This is a genomic window from Amycolatopsis sp. NBC_00348 (genome assembly GCF_036114655.1).
In the GTDB taxonomy this organism is placed as follows: domain Bacteria; phylum Actinomycetota; class Actinomycetes; order Mycobacteriales; family Pseudonocardiaceae; genus Amycolatopsis.
The window spans coordinates 8,096,855-8,110,612 of record NZ_CP107994.1 but is presented as its reverse complement, the minus strand read 5'-3'; the positions used below and the strand labels follow the sequence as shown (position 1 = coordinate 8,110,612).

The window sequence follows — 13,758 nt, the reverse complement described above, 5'->3', positions numbered from 1 at the left end:
TGATACGACTCAGTGATCGGGATGGTCCACCCGGGTCACTGTGGGGCCTGCATGGCCTTCTGGAGGGCCTCGAGCGCCCGGCTGGCGGTCGACTTGACGGTACCCTTCGAAATGCCTGCGGCCTCAGAGATCTCGGCTTCGCTCAGTCCGCCGTAGTAACGCAGCACCAGCACCTCGCGCTGGCGGGGCGGCAGCTTGGACAGCGCGCTGACCACGGCCTGGTGCTCGCTGGAGAGCATCGCGAGGCTCTCCGCGGACCGCGCGTTGACCGCGTGCGGCGGCACGTACTCCCGGGCGGTCTTGCGGCGGCGCAGCACGCTGCGCGACCCGTTGACCACGGCGGTGCGCAGGTAACCGACAGCAGCGGCGGCGTCACGCAGCCGGCCCCAGTTGCGGTGCAGGCCGGTGAAGGCCTCCTGGACCACGTCTTCCGCGGTCGCGGGCTCGTCCACCAGCAGAATCGCCAGCCGGACCAGCCGCATCCGGTGCTGGCGGTAGAGGTCTTCGAGGTTCAGCGGCGCCGGCGTCTGCACCGGCGCCGGTCCGTCCATGACCCGCAAGTGGCCGAGGGTCGCCTCGACACTGCGTTCCGCATTGCCTTCGAGCATGAACCCCTGCCTGTCCTCGACCCCGGTTTGCACGGTGTGCCGCGTCAGCAGGTTCACGGTATTCACAGCGCTCACACAGGTACTGACGCACACCTAGCCTATCGGGTTGGCCCCGCGTCGCCAGCGTTCGGATGCTGGGACACAGAGTAGCGTCGGTCGCATCCCGCCCGTCCGAGCACGGAGATCCACATGGCCTGGTACCTCGTCGAAATCACCTACGTCCAGGAGAAACTGCAGGAGGTGCGGCCCCGCCACCGCGAGTTCTTGACCAAGCTCGCCGAGGAGGGCCGCGTCGCGGTCGCCGGCCCGCTCGGCGACGGCACCGGCGGCGTCACGCTCTACCAGGCCGACGACGAGGCGCACCTGCAGGAGACGATCGGCAAGGACCCGTACTTCCTGGAAGGCGTCATCGCCGAGCGGACGGTCCGCGAGTTCAAGCCGGTGATCGGCGCCTGGCTGCCCGAGGGCTCATAACTCCAGCACCGCGGGGCCGCGGTCGACGCAGATCCGCATCGATCCGCCGTCGGCCGTCGGCACCGCGCAGGTCCCGCAGAAGCCCTGGCGGCACGAATACGGCGTGTCGGGCAGTGCTTCCCGGACGACGTCGAGCGCGGACCGGTCGCCCGGGACGTCGAGCACCCGGCCGGACCTGCGCAACGTGAGCGTGAACGGCGCCCCCGCCACGATCGGCGGCGGGGCGAACCGTTCGAAGTGGACCGCGCCCGTGGTCAGGGCCAGGTCCACCCGGAGGCCGGCGATCATCGGCACCGGACCGCAGCAGTACACCGAAGCGCCGTCCGGCATGCCGTCGAGGAGTTCGGCGCCCGACGCCGGGACGCCGTACTCCGTGTCCGGGCGGATCCGGACGCGGTCGTAGCGCGCGAGTTCGTCCAGGAACGGCATCGACGCCCGGCTGCGGCCGGTGTAGACCAGCCGCCAGTCGGCTCCCTTGGCGGCCGCGCGGTGCACCATCGGCAGGATCGGCGTGATCCCGATCCCACCGGCGACGAACCAGAACGGTCCCTCACCGACGAACGGGAACGCCGTCCGCGGCCCGCGCACGACGACGCGGGTGCCCGCCCGCAGCGCGTGGACCTCGGCCGACGCGACGCCGATCCGCCGGACGGCAATGCGGTAATGGTCGTTTTCGGTCGGGTCGCCGCACAGGGAGTACTGCCGGACCAGGCCCGACGGCAGCACCAGGTCGATGTGCGCGCCGGGCCGCCAGCTCGGCAACGGCGCGCCGTTCGCCAGGCGCAGGCTGACGACGCCCTCGGCTTCGGGACGCACCGCTTCGACCGTCAGCGGCAGGTTCCGGTCGACCGCGCGCACCGGCGGCCGCCGCTTCCCGCTGACCTGCGAGAGCCTGCGGTAGGCCCCGACCACGCCGACCAGCGTGGACATCAGCCGATCGGGCCGGTCGCTGCCGTCCAGCCGGGTGGGGCGGCCAAGACCGGCACTTTCACGTGAAAGCGCCCACCTGGGGGCGGCACTTTCACGTGAAAGTGCCGCTTCGGGCTCGGTCACCTCGGTGCGTCCGCCGCCCGCGCGGCGGGCGACGAAGCCAGGTAGGCCACGGCCTGCTCGGTGTTGCCGGTCTCGGTCGGGTGGTACGACTTCCGGAAGTACGGCCGGATCTCGCGCAGCAGCTCACGCCCGGTCGGCAGCAGGCCCTTCTTCGCCGCTCGGCGATAGCCCCGGAGTGACGCGCGGCCCGGGCGTGTCGGGTCGTTGCGCATCAGGAACCGCGTCCCGCGGGCGAAGACCCACGCCAGCACCGGCGTCACCGCGGCCATGCTGCGCACCCGGCGGGTGTAGCGGCCGTCGAGGTGCGTGAACAGGTCGTAGGCGACGGACCGGTGTTCGACTTCTTCCGCGCCGTGCCAGCGCAGCAGGTCGAGCATCACCGGGTCCGCGCCGGCCTCGGCGAGCGGCGCGTCGAGCACCCACTGGCCGAGGAACGCCGTGTAATGCTCGATCGCGGCGATGATGCCGAGCCGTTCGACCAGCCACTCCTCGGCGGCCCGGCCGGTGAGGTCGCGGTCGCCGAGCAGCTTCCGGAACAGCCACTCCATCTGCGCGATGTACGGCCGCACACGCACGCCCGCGGCCTCCAGGTGCGCCGCGGCGCCGTCGTGCGCCTCGGCGTGCACGGCCTCCTGGCCGATGAAGCCGAGGACGTCCTCCTTGAGCCGCTCGTCGCGGATCAGCGGCACGGCCTGCTTGAACACCTCGACGAACCAGCGCTCGCCCTCGGGCAGCGCGAGGTGCAGCACGTTGATGGTGTGCGTCGCCTGCGGCTCGCCGGGGATCCAGTGCATCGGCAGGCTCGCCCAGTCGAAGTGGACGTCCCGGGCGTGCAGGACGACCTGCTCGGTGTCCTCGCCGGTCATTGCGCACGACCGGAAAGCTCGTAGTCGGCGGGGTCCACCTTCCGCGTCTCCAGCCAGTAGCGCCAGGTGAAGCCCGGCCAGATGGTCCGGTTGACGCCCTTGGCGTCGAGGTACCAGCTCTTGCAGCCGCCCTGCGTCCAGACGCCCTTGACCAGCTTGTCCTGGATCTCGCGCTGGAACTCGTCCTGCACGCCCGGCCGGACGTCGATGGCGGCGGCCGCGCGGGAGTCGGCCAGCTTGATGGCGTCGACGACGTAGCGCGACTGCGACTCGATCATGAAGACGACGGAGTTGTGGCCCAGCGCGGTGTTCGGGCCGAGCAGGAAGAACAGGTTCGGGAAGCCGGACACGGTGATGCCCTTGTGCGTCCGCATCCCTTCGACGGCCCACTCCTTGGCCAGGTTGCGGCCGTCGACGCCGGTGATGTCCAGGTACTCGAGCGCGTCGGTGACCTTGAAGCCGGTGCCGTAGACGATCGCGTCGACCTCGTGCTCGACCCCGGCGGCGTCGACGATCGAGTGCGCCTTGACCTCCTTGATCCCGGCGGTGTTCACGTCGACGTTCGGCCGGTCCAGCGCCGGGTAGTAGTCGTTGGAGATCAGGACGCGCTTGCAGCCCATCGTGTAGTCGGGCGTGACCTTCTTGCGCAGCGCGCGGTCCTTGATGCCCTTGGAGATGTTCCGCTTGGCAATCAGCTCGCCGGCCTTCATGACGCCGGGGTGGCCGTTGAAGCCGATGGCGCGCGCTTCGAGGACCCAGTAGAGCGCGTTGCGGTAGGCGCGCTGGGTGCCGGGGACGCGGCGGAACAGCGTCTGCGCCCACTCCGGCATCGCGTGGTCGGGCTTGGGCATGATCCACGGCGGCGTCCGCTGGAAGAGCGTCAGCTCGGCGACGTCCGGGGCGATCTTCGGGACGAACTGGACCGCGCTGGCGCCGGTGCCGACGACGGCGACGCGCTTGCCGCGCAGGTCGTACTCGTGGTTCCACTGCGCGGAGTGCCAGGTCTGGCCCTGGAAGTCCGCGATCCCGGGCAGCTCGGGGACCTGCGGGATGTGCAGGCCGCCGACGCCGGAGACGAGGAACTGCGCGGAGAACTCCCGGCCGTCCTTGGTCGTCGCCGTCCAGCGGCGCTCGCGCTCGTCCCAGTGCGCGCCGGTGAGCTCGACGCCGAAGCGGATCTTCTCGCGCAGCCGGTACTTGTCCGCGACGCCCTTGAGGTAGCCGAAGATCTCCGGCTGCGGCGAGAACGACCGCGACCAGTCCGGGTTCTGCTCGTAGGAGAACGAGTACATGTGCGACTGCACGTCGCAGGCGCACCCGGGGTACGAGTTGTCGCGCCAGGTGCCGCCCACCTCGGTGGCCTTCTCCAGGATCACGTAGTCCCGGATGCCGGCCTTTTCGAGCTGGATCGCCTGGCCGAGCCCGGAGAACCCGGTGCCCACGATCACGACCTTGAACCGCTCGGTCATCTGTCGGCCTCCGCTGCGCTGGGGGTCTGCCGCAGATGACGTTACCTCAAGTAACAGTTACTTGGAAGTACTACCTACCCGTTAGTACGCCCCGCCGAGCTTCGTGTGGTCCCAGCTGACGATCTTCGTCGGGCGGAAGACCAGCCCGACCCGCTTGGGGGCCTGACCTGCGATGAAGCCGCTCAGCTCGGACGGTACGGGGTCGCCCGGCTTGGCGCCCGCGTAGCGCTGCATGAGCGTGATCCCCATCCGGGTGACTTCCTCGGTGTCTTCGACGAGCTCGACGTCGGCCTCCAGTGAGACGCCGCGGAGCTTCTCGTAGCTGCCGCCGTCCTCGATGAGCACGGTCGCCTCCGGCAGCCGCCGCAGGTTCCTCGCCTTCTGCGACGTGCCGTACGTCCAGGTCGCGACGCCGTCCTCGTGCGGGTAGTACCAGAGCGGCGCCAGGTGCGGGCGGCCGTTCGGGCCGACGCTGGCGACGTTGATGACCTTCTGCTCGGCGAAGAACGCGCGGACCTCGTCCTCGGTCATCCTGATCTGGTCGCGACGTGACATCCGCAGCTCCTACGACTTGGTGGTGGCCGCGCGGCCGCCGTGCCCGGTGACCGCGGACTCGAACGCGCCGCGGGCCTCGATGTCGGCGAGCGCGGCCCTGTCCGCCGAAGGTACCCGGCTGCGGGACCCGATTTCGATGATCGGCGGCAGGAACGCGCGGAACAGCTTGAGCCCGCCGACCCAGCGCGGCACGTGGATCGTCCTGGCGCGCTTGAGGATCCCGGCTTCGAGGTCGTCGAGGGCGACGTCGAGCGGGTAGGTCTTGCCGATCAGGCCGGGCATCGACGAGCGGAGCTTGCCGAACACCGGGTGCGCGTCGGCGCTCTCGACCAGGTCGGTGCGGATCCACGTCGGGTGCGCGACGCCGACCTTGACGCCCAGGTGGGCGACCTCGGCGCGGAGGCTGTTGGAGAACGCCTCGACGCCGGCCTTGGCCGCGGAGTAGTTGGCCATGCCCGGCGCGTGCGTGATCGCGGCGAGCGACGAGATGGCCAGCAGGTAGCCCTTGCGGTTGATGACGTGCGGCAGCGTGACGCGGAACGTGCGCCAAACGCCGAGCAGGTCGACCTCGATGACCTTCTCGAACGCGGCCCGGTCGACCGAGCGGACGAAGCCCGCCGTCGCGATGCCGGCGTTCGCGATGACGATGTCGATCCCGCCGAAGTGCTCGACGACGCCGGCCGTGGCCGCTTCGAGCGCGTCCCAGCTGGTGACGTCGGCTTCCCAGGACTTCGCGTTGGCGCCGATGCGGTCGGCGACCTTCCGCTGCTCCTCGGCTTCGAGGCCGACGAGAGCGACCTTCGCGCCGCGCGCGGCGAGGCGCTCGGCCAGTCCGGCCCCGATGCCGCGGGCGGCGCCGGTGATCAGGACGACTTTGCCGTCGACCTTCTTGGTGCCGCTGAGCAGCGAAAACGGGTTGGCCACGGTGCCCTCCTGGACGTCGCACGTCGCTTCTGAAGGGCACCGTACCCCAACTTACCCGCAGTAAGCTACCCAAGAGTAGGCATCAGGCTTCGCTCAGCTCGGTGATTTCGGCGCTGGTCAGGTCGAGCGTCACCGACGCGATCAGGTCGGTCAGCTGCTCGGGCGTCCGGGCGCTGGCGATCGGCGCGGCGACCGTCGGCTGCGACCGCAGCCAGGCCAGCGACACCGTGGCGACCGAAACGCCGTGCGCCTGCGCGATTTCGTCGAGCGCGGCGAGCACGCGCTCGCCGTGGGCGTCCAGGTAGGACGACGCGCGGGCGGCGCGCGGGCTGTCGACCGTCTCGTCCTTCGAGCGGTACTTGCCGGTCAGGAACCCCTTGGCGAGGGCGAAGTACGGCAGCGTGGCCAGGCCTTCGCGCTCGACGAGCGGCGCGAGGTCCTGCTCGTAGTCGCGCTCGACGAGGTTGTAGTGCGGCTGCAGCACGGCGTAGCGCGCGAGGCCGTTCTTGTCCGAAATGGACAGTGCCTCGGTCAGCCGCTCGGCGTTGTAGTTGGACGCGCCGAGGTAGCGGACCTTGCCCGCGCGGACCAGGGCGTCGAACGCGGTGAGCGTCTCCTCGAGCGGGGTGTCCGGGTCGTCCCGGTGCGCGTAGTACAGGTCGATGTGGTCGGTTTTGAGGCGGCGCAGCGAATCCTCGGCCGCGGCCTCGATGTTCTTCGCCGAGAGGCCCGGCCGGCCGTCCCACATGCCGACCTTGGTCGCGACGACGACGTCGTCCCGGTTGCCGCGCGCGGCGAGCCAGTTGCCGAGGATCTCCTCGGAGCCGCCGCCCCCGCCGTAGAGGTCGGCGGAGTCCACGAAGTTGCCGCCGGCCGCGGTGTAGGCGTCCAGCACGGCGAAGGACTGCGGCTCGTCCGCCGTCCAGCCGAAGACGTTGCCGCCGAGGTTGAGTCCGTACACGTCGAGGTCGGTGTTGCCCAGCTTGGTCATGTCACCACGCTAGCTTTCCCACGAACTGGGAGAGTGGGAGGAAAACCGCCGTCCCACGCGTTGGAGTGTTCCATGGCAATCGAACTGGGCAAGCTCGGAATCTGGCGGTACCACGGGAACGTCGACGCGAAGTTCGCGGCCGACGCGGAGGAGCTCGGCTACGGCGCGATCTGGCTGGGCGGCTCGCCCGGCGGCGACCTGGCGCACGTCGACGACCTGCTCGCCGCGACGGACTCGCTGGTCATCGCGACCGGCATCGTGAACATCTGGCAGGACGAGCCCGCAGACATCGCGAAGGCCTACCACCGGCTCGCCGGGAAGTTCCCGGACCGCTTCCTGCTCGGCGTCGGCGCGGGGCACCGCGAGGCGACCAAGGAGTACAAGAAGCCGTACGCGGCGCTGGTCGACTACCTCGACGGCCTCGACGCGGCGGGCGTCCCGGTCGAGGGCCGGGCACTGGCGGCGTTGGGCCCGAAGGTGGTGGCGTTGTCGGGCGAGCGCACGGCGGGCGCGCACCCGTACCTGACGACGCCGGCGCACACGCGCGACACCCGCGAGATCCTCGGCGCGGGCAAGCTGCTGGCCCCGGAGCACAAGGTCGTCGTGTCGACCGACGTCGCCGAAGCGCGGGCGATCGGCCGCAACACCGTGAAGTACTACCTCGGGCTGTCGAACTACGTCGCCAACCTGCGGAAACTCGGCTTCACGGACGAGGACCTCGAGGGCGAGGGCAGCGACCGCCTGATCGACGCGCTGGCCCTGCACGGCGACGCGGACACGGTGGCCCGCGGCCTGGCGGCCCACCTGGAGGCGGGCGCGGACCAGGTGATCGTCCAGGTCCTGAACGAGGACCCGTGGCCGGCGTACCGCGCGCTGGCGGCGGCGCTGCGCTGAGCGTGTGACGCCCGTCCGGCCGCCGGTTCCGCCGGTGGCCGGACGGCTTCCTTCTGAACCGATCCCACGTGCGCGGAAGTTTCGGAGCGGGGACCGGTGTGCGGCGGCGGTACACCTCGTACGATGCGGTCGGGACCCATCCCTGCCAAGGAGGAATACCGATGCCCATCGCGACCCCCGAGGTCTACGCGGAGATGCTGGATCGGGCCAAGGCGAACGAGTTCGCCTACCCCGCCATCAACGTGACCTCGTCCGAAACCGTGAACGCCGCCATCCGCGGCTTCGCCGAAGCGGAGAGCGACGGGATCATCCAGTTCTCCACCGGCGGCGCCGAGTTCGCCTCCGGCCAAAAAGTCAAGGACATGGTCGTCGGCTCCGTCGCCCTCGCCGAGTTCGCGCAGGTCGTCGCCGCCCGCTACGACGTCAACGTCGCCCTGCACACCGACCACTGCCCCAAGGACAAACTCGACGGGTTCGTCCGGCCGCTGATCGAGATCTCCGCCGAACGCGTCAAGAACGGCCAGAACCCGCTGTTCCAGTCCCACATGTGGGACGGCTCCGCGATCGACCTCGACGAGAACCTCGTCATCGCGCAGGAGCTGCTGGCCAAGACCGCGGCCGCGAACATCATCCTCGAGGTGGAGATCGGCGTCGTCGGCGGCGAAGAGGACGGTGTCGAGGCGGAGATCAACGAGAAGCTCTACACCGCCGAAGGCGACTTCCTGAAGACCATCGACGCGCTCGGGTCCGGCGAGAACGGCCGCTACCTGCTCGCCGCCACGTTCGGGAACGTGCACGGCGTGTACAAGCCGGGCAACGTCAAGCTGCGCCCGGACGTGCTCAAGGGCGGTCAGGAAGCCGCGTCGAAGAAGCTCGGCCTCGACGCCGGGTCGAAGCCCTTCGAGCTGGTCTTCCACGGCGGCTCCGGGTCGCTGCCGGAAGAAATCCGCGAAGCCGTCTCCTACGGCGTGGTGAAGATGAACGTGGACACCGACACGCAGTACGCATTCACCCGCCCGATCGTGGACCACTTCTTCAAGAACTACGACGGCGTCCTGAAGATCGACGGCGAGGTCGGCAACAAGAAGTTCTACGACCCCCGCTCCTACCTCAAGGCTGCTGAGGGTGGCATGGCCGCCCGGATCGTGGAGGCCTGCCAGGCCCTGGGCTCGGCCGGCACCAAGCTCAAGTAGAACGAAACGAAGGCCGCCACGAAAGGTCGTGGCGGCCTTCGTGCTGCTCAGACTTCTATGACCTCGAGCATGCTCTCGAGGCCCTGGAAGTCCTTCGCGTTACGGGTGTAGAGCGGCAGGTTTCGTGACGACGCGATCGCCGCGATCATCAAGTCCAGCTGCCGTGATCGCGGGGTCCGCCCGGCGGCCAGTGTCAAGGCGACCATCGTGCCGTACCGTGCGGCTGCTTCACCGTCGAACGGCAACGGGGTGTACTCGACGAGTGCGGCACCGAGTTGCTCGGTCCGCACGGCTTTCTTCGCCGGGTCCGTCGTCATGACGACGCCTTGGTGAAGCTCGGCCATGGTCACCGCGGTGACTTCCGGGAACTCCGGGAGCGTCGCCGGGTCCAGTCTGTCGATTTCGATGCAGGTGCAGGTGTCGAGCACGCCGGCGGTGTGACGCTCAGCCACGCGTACGCTCCCACGGGTTGTCGTCGTCGCTGAGGCGATCTTCGCCGAAGAACTCATCGGCCTCTCGTCGCAGCTCGGCGGCATCTACCCTGGGTAGTCGCTTGTGCCGCTCGACAAGTTCCTCGGCCGTGAACCTGCGTCGTCGGGACAAGGGGCGCAGCTCGGCGATCTCCGTGCCATTGCGCGTGACGTGGAATGTCTCGCCGGCTTCCACGGCGTCCATGATCGCGGCCGAGCCGTTGCGGAGCTCCCGTTGGCTGATGATCTTCACTAGTCAAGTGTAGCACCGCGTGCTACGCCGTGACCCGCCTCGCGTTCCACCGCCGGGTCACCGGGCCGGCCGCTGCCCACAGCACGAACACCGCCACCAGCGCCACCCCCGCCGTCCAGTACTCCACCGGTGGGGCCGACTCTGTGTGCGCGTCGCCCAGGACCCACGGCCTGACCTGCGACTGCACCCACAGCGCCCCGTACCCGAACGCCGTCACCAGCAGGGCTCCCGCGCCCGCCGTCAACAGGCCGTGACCCCGGCCGATGGTGAACGCCAAGTCCACGGCGAGACCCACGAAGAGCAGGTAGAACGGGATCGTCGAGACCGGGAAGCCCAGGCCCAGCAGCAGTGGCCACATCACCGCGCGGTAGGCGATGTAGGCCAGCGCCACAAAGGACGCCGACCAGCGGCGGCCGAGTGTCTGGCGGGCCAGGGCCAGGATCAGCGCCATCACGCCGATGCCCCACAGCGGGTACACCCACTCCGGGATCGGCATCGTGAAGTGCAGGATCGCCGTCCGGTCGACCGGGTGGCCGATCTGGTTCGCCGCGAACGAGAGCAGCGACGGCTCGGCCTCCGGCGCGCCGCGTTCCCACGCGCGCAGGCCGAGGATGCCGTACTCCTGCTGGCCGTTCGGGAAGAACGTGTTCTCCAGGAAGAACGCCCACAGCGCGAGCAGCACGCCGCTGCGGAAGCGGCCCGGCGGCGCCAGCCGGAGCCAGCCGAGCAGCACGCCCGCCTGCATGATGCCCGTGCCCAGGTAGAGCATCATGTGCGACGGGCTCCACGCGGTCAGGTCGAGGCCGTTGACGCGGTGGTTGATGACGTCCAGCGGCGCCGCGACCAGGAACATCAGCAGGCCGATCTGCATCAGCCGCAGCGACGGCTTGTCGGCGCCCAGCCCGGTGTAGCTGTGGATCGCCACCAGCACGACGATGATCACCGTGCCGACGGTGTTGATCAGGTGCGGCGGCGCCAGGTCGTCGCGCAGCCACATGAAGTGCCACGACATGTCCCACGACGAGCCGACCAGCTTGAACGCGAACGCCGCCAGCCACATCCCGTAGCAGAACCGGAGCACCCAGTCCGGTGTCGGCTGCCCGGGTGCGCCGCGGTGCCAGTGCCGCGCGAAGAACAGCCGCGTCTTGCCGATGGGGCTGCGCGGGATCACGTCCGCAACCGGGACGTCCACTGCCTTGGCCATGCGGACATCATGGCCGGTCGTGGTCACGAGCGGGCCAAGACAGTGGCAAACGACGCGAAAATCGGGGTTCACCCCTACGGGTGGACGATTTGCTTTCGCCCAGCGGGAGTTGGCAGGGTGTGCCGCCATGATGCCGAAACGAGTTGTGGCCGCGGTTCTGATCGGCGCGCTGGTGCTGGCCGGCGGCGGGGTTCTCGCGGGCCTGTTCTTCTGACCCACCAGCCCCTGACCCGCGGGCGTGAGCAGAATGGGCGCATGACGCACAACCTGCTCGGCCCCGAGCCGACGCTGCTGCCCGAGCACACCGCCGCCCAGGCCGCGCTCGACGCCGGGAACGACCCGGCGACCGTCGCGGCCGAACACCCCTACTACAGCGAGGCGTGGGCGTCGCTGGCCGAGAAGGCCTTCGAGTCGGGTGAGACCGTCGCCGCCTACGCCTACGCGCGCACCGGCTACCACCGCGGTCTCGACCAGCTGCGCCGCGCGGGCTGGAAGGGCTTCGGCCCGGTGCCGTGGACGCACCGCCCGAACCAGGGCTTCCTGCGCGCCCTCGCCGTGCTGGGCAAGGCCGCCGGCAAGATCGGCGAGACCGAGGAGTACGACCGCTGCCGGACGTTCCTCGCCGACTCCGACCCGGCCGCCGCGGAAGCCACCGGCCTCAAGTGACCCACCCCTCGTGAGTGGTAATGAGGGTTCTAACCCGAATTACCACTCACGACGGGCCGCGGCAGACCGCAGAACCAGTGAGGTGGGTCACCATGTCGAGCCCCGCTCCGCGCGGGCGGCCGCGGAAGCTCCCGGTCGCGGAGCAGCGCGCCCGCGTGCTGCAGGCGACGGCGAAGGTCGTCGCGCAGCACGGGATGCAGGGCGCGACGATCGAGCAGATCGCGCGCGAGGCCGGCGTCTCGCGCCAGGCCGTCTACGAACAGTTCGGCGACCGGACGGCGCTCTTCGCCGAGGTCGTGGCCGAGATCGAGGAGCGGGCCTTCACGGCCATCGCCGGCGCGTCGGTGGCCGATCCGCAGACCGGGCTCCGGGGGTGGGCGCGGGCCAACTACGCCACCATGGTCACGTTCGTCGCCGACAGCCCGGAGGCCTACGGCGTGCTCCGGGCGGCGGAACGCGCGGGCGACCCCGCGCTCACGCGGCTGCGGGAGCGGCTGGCCGTCGTCTACGCCGACGCCACTGCCAAGCGGTGGGCCGCGCACGGCATCGACTCCGGCCGCGCCGACCGCGCGCTCATCACGCTCGTCTTCGCGATGACCGAGTCACTGGTCCAGGCGACCTGGGACGGCGAGCCGCCGCCGCAGGACGCCCTGATCGACCTGCTGACCGAGTTCACCGTCGGTGGCGTCGCCCGCCTGCAGACCAAGGCGAGCGACGTCATCGAACGGCTGCGCTGAACCAGCCTGCGCTAAGCGGCGGCCATCGTCAGTTCCCGCGACCCGACGACGCGGTTGCGCCCGCCGTCCTTCGCCGCGTAGACGGCGGCGTCCGCGGACGCCATCACTTCCTCGATGGACGCCCCGTCGAGTGGGTAGCAGGCAACGCCGATCGACGCCGTCTGCCGCTTGATGTCCACCGCCTCGCCCTCGTTGGTGGTGGTGCTGATGATCAGCTCGCTGACCCGCTGCCGGATGCGTTCCGCCGTGACGATCGCGTCCTCTTTGGACGTCGACGGCAGCAGCGCGACGAACTCCTCGCCGCCGAACCGGCCGACCAGGTCGTGCGCCCGCGTCTCCTGCTTGACCACGGCCGCGACCGCCTTGAGCACGTCGTCCCCCGCCAGGTGCCCGTAGGTGTCGTTGATCCGCTTGAAGTGGTCGAGGTCGATCATCATGGCGCCGAAGCTGCCCTTCTCCCGCTCCGCGCGGGAGATTTCGCGCTGCGCGCCGTCCTGCCAGGTCGTGGCGTTGAGCAGCTGGGTCTTCTGGTCGGTGGTGGCGAGCTCTTCGAGCCGCTTGATCAGCATCGAGCGCTGCAGCACGTACAGCGGCAGGATCACCAGCACCGACAGCAGCGGCTCGTCGGTCAGCACCATCACCAGCAGGCCGCCGACGCACAGGGTGGCCAGCTCCAGCAGGTTGTCGTCCATGTTCCCCAGGCAGCCCTCGATCGTGGCGTTCTCCTCGTTGGCGAGGTAGAGGCCGACGCTGGTGAGCAGGGCGTTGACGACGAAGTACACGGCGACCGCGACGCACACGGTCAGCACGCTGAGCTGCGGCGACACGTGGATCGCGAGCCCGGCGGTGCACGCGGAGAGGCTGGCGGTGGTGGCGTTGGCGGCGACCCGGTGCGGCTGCCCCGGCCGCGTGCCGGACCAGCTGCGCAGCGCCATGTTGAGGTAGAGCGACACGCTCAGCGCGACGACCAGGTGCGCCGGCAGCAGCAGGCCGGCCGGGATGAGCCAGACCGACGTCATGTTGACGTGCGAGGTCTCGCTCAAGCTGCGGCGCGCGCGCTCGATCCGGCGGCTGATCTCGTTCTGGGCGACGGCCAGCGCGAGCAGCAGGCCGAACATACCGATTTGGTCAAGGGAGACCGAGTTCGTGATCGTGGCGGCGGCTCCCCAAGCCAGCGCCGCGGTGATTGCGGTCAATGTGAGGGCGATCCAGCGCGGCGGCCGCCGCCAAAGTGCCCACTCCGCAACACCAAATACCCGGTCTTGTCCAGATCGTTCCCCCGATGTGACCATTTTTCCCCCAAGCTATTGCGTAGATCCGCGGTGACACCCCACTCACGGACAGTTTCAGCCCGTTTGCCTCCTGTCCACAAGGGCAATCGGTGTGTACCTTTTTCCTGAC

The 13,758-nt window shown here is 69.7% G+C and carries 16 protein-coding genes; 5 read left to right on the top strand and 11 right to left on the bottom strand.

The annotated features are described in order from the left end of the window. Positions 1–35 precede the first annotated feature (35 nt). Complete coding sequence (locus OHS58_RS35915) at positions 36–608, bottom strand: RNA polymerase sigma factor (protein ID WP_247063810.1); 573 nt, start codon at positions 606–608, stop codon at positions 36–38. A gap of 189 nt (positions 609–797) precedes the next feature. Here OHS58_RS35915 and OHS58_RS35910 point away from each other — a divergent pair, with 189 nt between their 5' ends. Next, positions 798–1,082 carry a YciI family protein gene (locus OHS58_RS35910; protein WP_326945222.1) on the top strand — a complete coding sequence of 95 codons (285 nt, stop codon included), beginning with the start codon at positions 798–800 and terminating at the stop codon, positions 1,080–1,082. On the opposite strand, the gene OHS58_RS35905 is transcribed toward OHS58_RS35910, so the two are convergent. The 6 genes from OHS58_RS35905 to OHS58_RS35880 all read right to left on the bottom strand — a co-directional run bounded on the left by OHS58_RS35905 (position 1,077) and on the right by OHS58_RS35880 (position 6,940). Further along, positions 1,077–2,012, bottom strand: coding sequence for a PDR/VanB family oxidoreductase (locus OHS58_RS35905; protein WP_328645406.1), 936 nt, complete (start codon positions 2,010–2,012; stop codon positions 1,077–1,079). The two genes, OHS58_RS35910 and OHS58_RS35905, sit on opposite strands and share 6 nt — an antisense overlap. A 119-nt stretch (positions 2,013–2,131) precedes the next feature. Further along, positions 2,132–3,001: a metal-dependent hydrolase gene (locus OHS58_RS35900; protein WP_328645405.1), complete on the bottom strand. Its 870-nt coding sequence runs from the start codon at positions 2,999–3,001 to the stop codon at positions 2,132–2,134. Next, entirely contained in the window at positions 2,998–4,470 is a 1,473-nt protein-coding gene (locus OHS58_RS35895; protein ID WP_328645404.1) for a flavin-containing monooxygenase, read from the bottom strand. Before OHS58_RS35895 ends, OHS58_RS35900 begins: the two co-directional genes overlap by 4 nt. 81 nt (positions 4,471–4,551) lie before the next feature. Beyond that, a complete protein-coding gene (locus tag OHS58_RS35890; protein WP_328645403.1) occupies positions 4,552–5,025 on the bottom strand; it encodes a pyridoxamine 5'-phosphate oxidase family protein in 474 nt (157 codons plus the stop codon). 9 nt (positions 5,026–5,034) lie between these two features. Further along, entirely contained in the window at positions 5,035–5,949 is a 915-nt protein-coding gene (locus OHS58_RS35885) for an SDR family oxidoreductase (RefSeq protein WP_328645402.1), read from the bottom strand. An 82-nt stretch (positions 5,950–6,031) separates the two neighbouring features. After that, the gene (locus OHS58_RS35880) at positions 6,032–6,940 is read right to left on the bottom strand and encodes an aldo/keto reductase (RefSeq protein WP_326945217.1); all 909 of its coding nucleotides are present in this window, start codon (positions 6,938–6,940) and stop codon (positions 6,032–6,034) included. Between the two features lie 72 nt (positions 6,941–7,012). Between OHS58_RS35880 and OHS58_RS35875 the strand changes: the two genes are divergently transcribed. Then, positions 7,013–7,834, top strand: coding sequence for an LLM class F420-dependent oxidoreductase (locus OHS58_RS35875; protein ID WP_328645401.1), 822 nt, complete (start codon positions 7,013–7,015; stop codon positions 7,832–7,834). 161 nt (positions 7,835–7,995) lie between these two features. Further along, a complete protein-coding gene (fbaA, locus tag OHS58_RS35870; RefSeq protein ID WP_326945215.1) occupies positions 7,996–9,027 on the top strand; it encodes a class II fructose-bisphosphate aldolase in 1,032 nt (343 codons plus the stop codon). Between the two features lie 47 nt (positions 9,028–9,074). Here the strand turns inward: fbaA and OHS58_RS35865 are convergent, their stop codons facing one another. Genes OHS58_RS35865 through OHS58_RS35855 form a run of 3 tightly spaced genes read right to left on the bottom strand, consistent with a single transcriptional unit; the run spans position 9,075 to position 10,954 of the window. Beyond that, positions 9,075–9,479 (bottom strand): type II toxin-antitoxin system VapC family toxin, encoded by a 405-nt coding sequence (locus OHS58_RS35865; RefSeq protein ID WP_326945214.1) that lies wholly within the window; start codon positions 9,477–9,479, stop codon positions 9,075–9,077. Beyond that, on the bottom strand, positions 9,472–9,750 hold the full coding sequence (locus OHS58_RS35860; protein WP_326945213.1) for a type II toxin-antitoxin system Phd/YefM family antitoxin: 279 nt from the start codon (positions 9,748–9,750) through the stop codon (positions 9,472–9,474). Before OHS58_RS35860 ends, OHS58_RS35865 begins: the two co-directional genes overlap by 8 nt. Before the next feature lie 22 nt (positions 9,751–9,772). After that, positions 9,773–10,954, bottom strand: coding sequence for a hypothetical protein (locus OHS58_RS35855; RefSeq protein WP_328645400.1), 1,182 nt, complete (start codon positions 10,952–10,954; stop codon positions 9,773–9,775). Positions 10,955–11,209: 255 nt separating this feature from the next. Here OHS58_RS35855 and OHS58_RS35850 point away from each other — a divergent pair, with 255 nt between their 5' ends. Next, the gene (locus OHS58_RS35850) at positions 11,210–11,620 is read left to right on the top strand and encodes a DUF3151 domain-containing protein (RefSeq protein WP_247059272.1); all 411 of its coding nucleotides are present in this window, start codon (positions 11,210–11,212) and stop codon (positions 11,618–11,620) included. 92 nt (positions 11,621–11,712) lie between these two features. Further along, positions 11,713–12,357 carry a TetR/AcrR family transcriptional regulator gene (locus OHS58_RS35845; RefSeq protein WP_326956592.1) on the top strand — a complete coding sequence of 215 codons (645 nt, stop codon included), beginning with the start codon at positions 11,713–11,715 and terminating at the stop codon, positions 12,355–12,357. A gap of 11 nt (positions 12,358–12,368) precedes the next feature. Here OHS58_RS35845 and OHS58_RS35840 read toward each other — a convergent pair whose 3' ends face one another. Then, complete coding sequence (locus OHS58_RS35840; RefSeq protein WP_247063808.1) at positions 12,369–13,532, bottom strand: GGDEF domain-containing protein; 1,164 nt, start codon at positions 13,530–13,532, stop codon at positions 12,369–12,371. Positions 13,533–13,758: the final 226 nt, after the last annotated feature.

Bases quoted from the DNA above. Each gene is read 5' to 3' on its own strand.
- OHS58_RS35910 (WP_326945222.1), top strand. From the start codon at position 798: ATGGCCTGGTACCTCGTCGAAATCACCTACGTCCAGGAGAAACTGCAG.
- OHS58_RS35845 (WP_326956592.1), top strand. From the start codon at position 11,713: ATGTCGAGCCCCGCTCCGCGCGGGCGGCCGCGGAAGCTCCCGGTCGCG.
- OHS58_RS35915 (WP_247063810.1), bottom strand. From the start codon at position 608: ATGCTCGAAGGCAATGCGGAACGCAGTGTCGAGGCGACCCTCGGCCAC.
- OHS58_RS35895 (WP_328645404.1), bottom strand. From the start codon at position 4,470: ATGACCGAGCGGTTCAAGGTCGTGATCGTGGGCACCGGGTTCTCCGGG.
- OHS58_RS35855 (WP_328645400.1), bottom strand. From the start codon at position 10,954: ATGGCCAAGGCAGTGGACGTCCCGGTTGCGGACGTGATCCCGCGCAGC.
- OHS58_RS35900 (WP_328645405.1), bottom strand. From the start codon at position 3,001: ATGACCGGCGAGGACACCGAGCAGGTCGTCCTGCACGCCCGGGACGTC.
- OHS58_RS35890 (WP_328645403.1), bottom strand. From the start codon at position 5,025: ATGTCACGTCGCGACCAGATCAGGATGACCGAGGACGAGGTCCGCGCG.
- OHS58_RS35875 (WP_328645401.1), top strand. From the start codon at position 7,013: ATGGCAATCGAACTGGGCAAGCTCGGAATCTGGCGGTACCACGGGAAC.
- OHS58_RS35850 (WP_247059272.1), top strand. From the start codon at position 11,210: ATGACGCACAACCTGCTCGGCCCCGAGCCGACGCTGCTGCCCGAGCAC.
- OHS58_RS35880 (WP_326945217.1), bottom strand. From the start codon at position 6,940: ATGACCAAGCTGGGCAACACCGACCTCGACGTGTACGGACTCAACCTC.
- fbaA (WP_326945215.1), top strand. From the start codon at position 7,996: ATGCCCATCGCGACCCCCGAGGTCTACGCGGAGATGCTGGATCGGGCC.
- OHS58_RS35905 (WP_328645406.1), bottom strand. From the start codon at position 2,012: ATGTCCACGCTGGTCGGCGTGGTCGGGGCCTACCGCAGGCTCTCGCAG.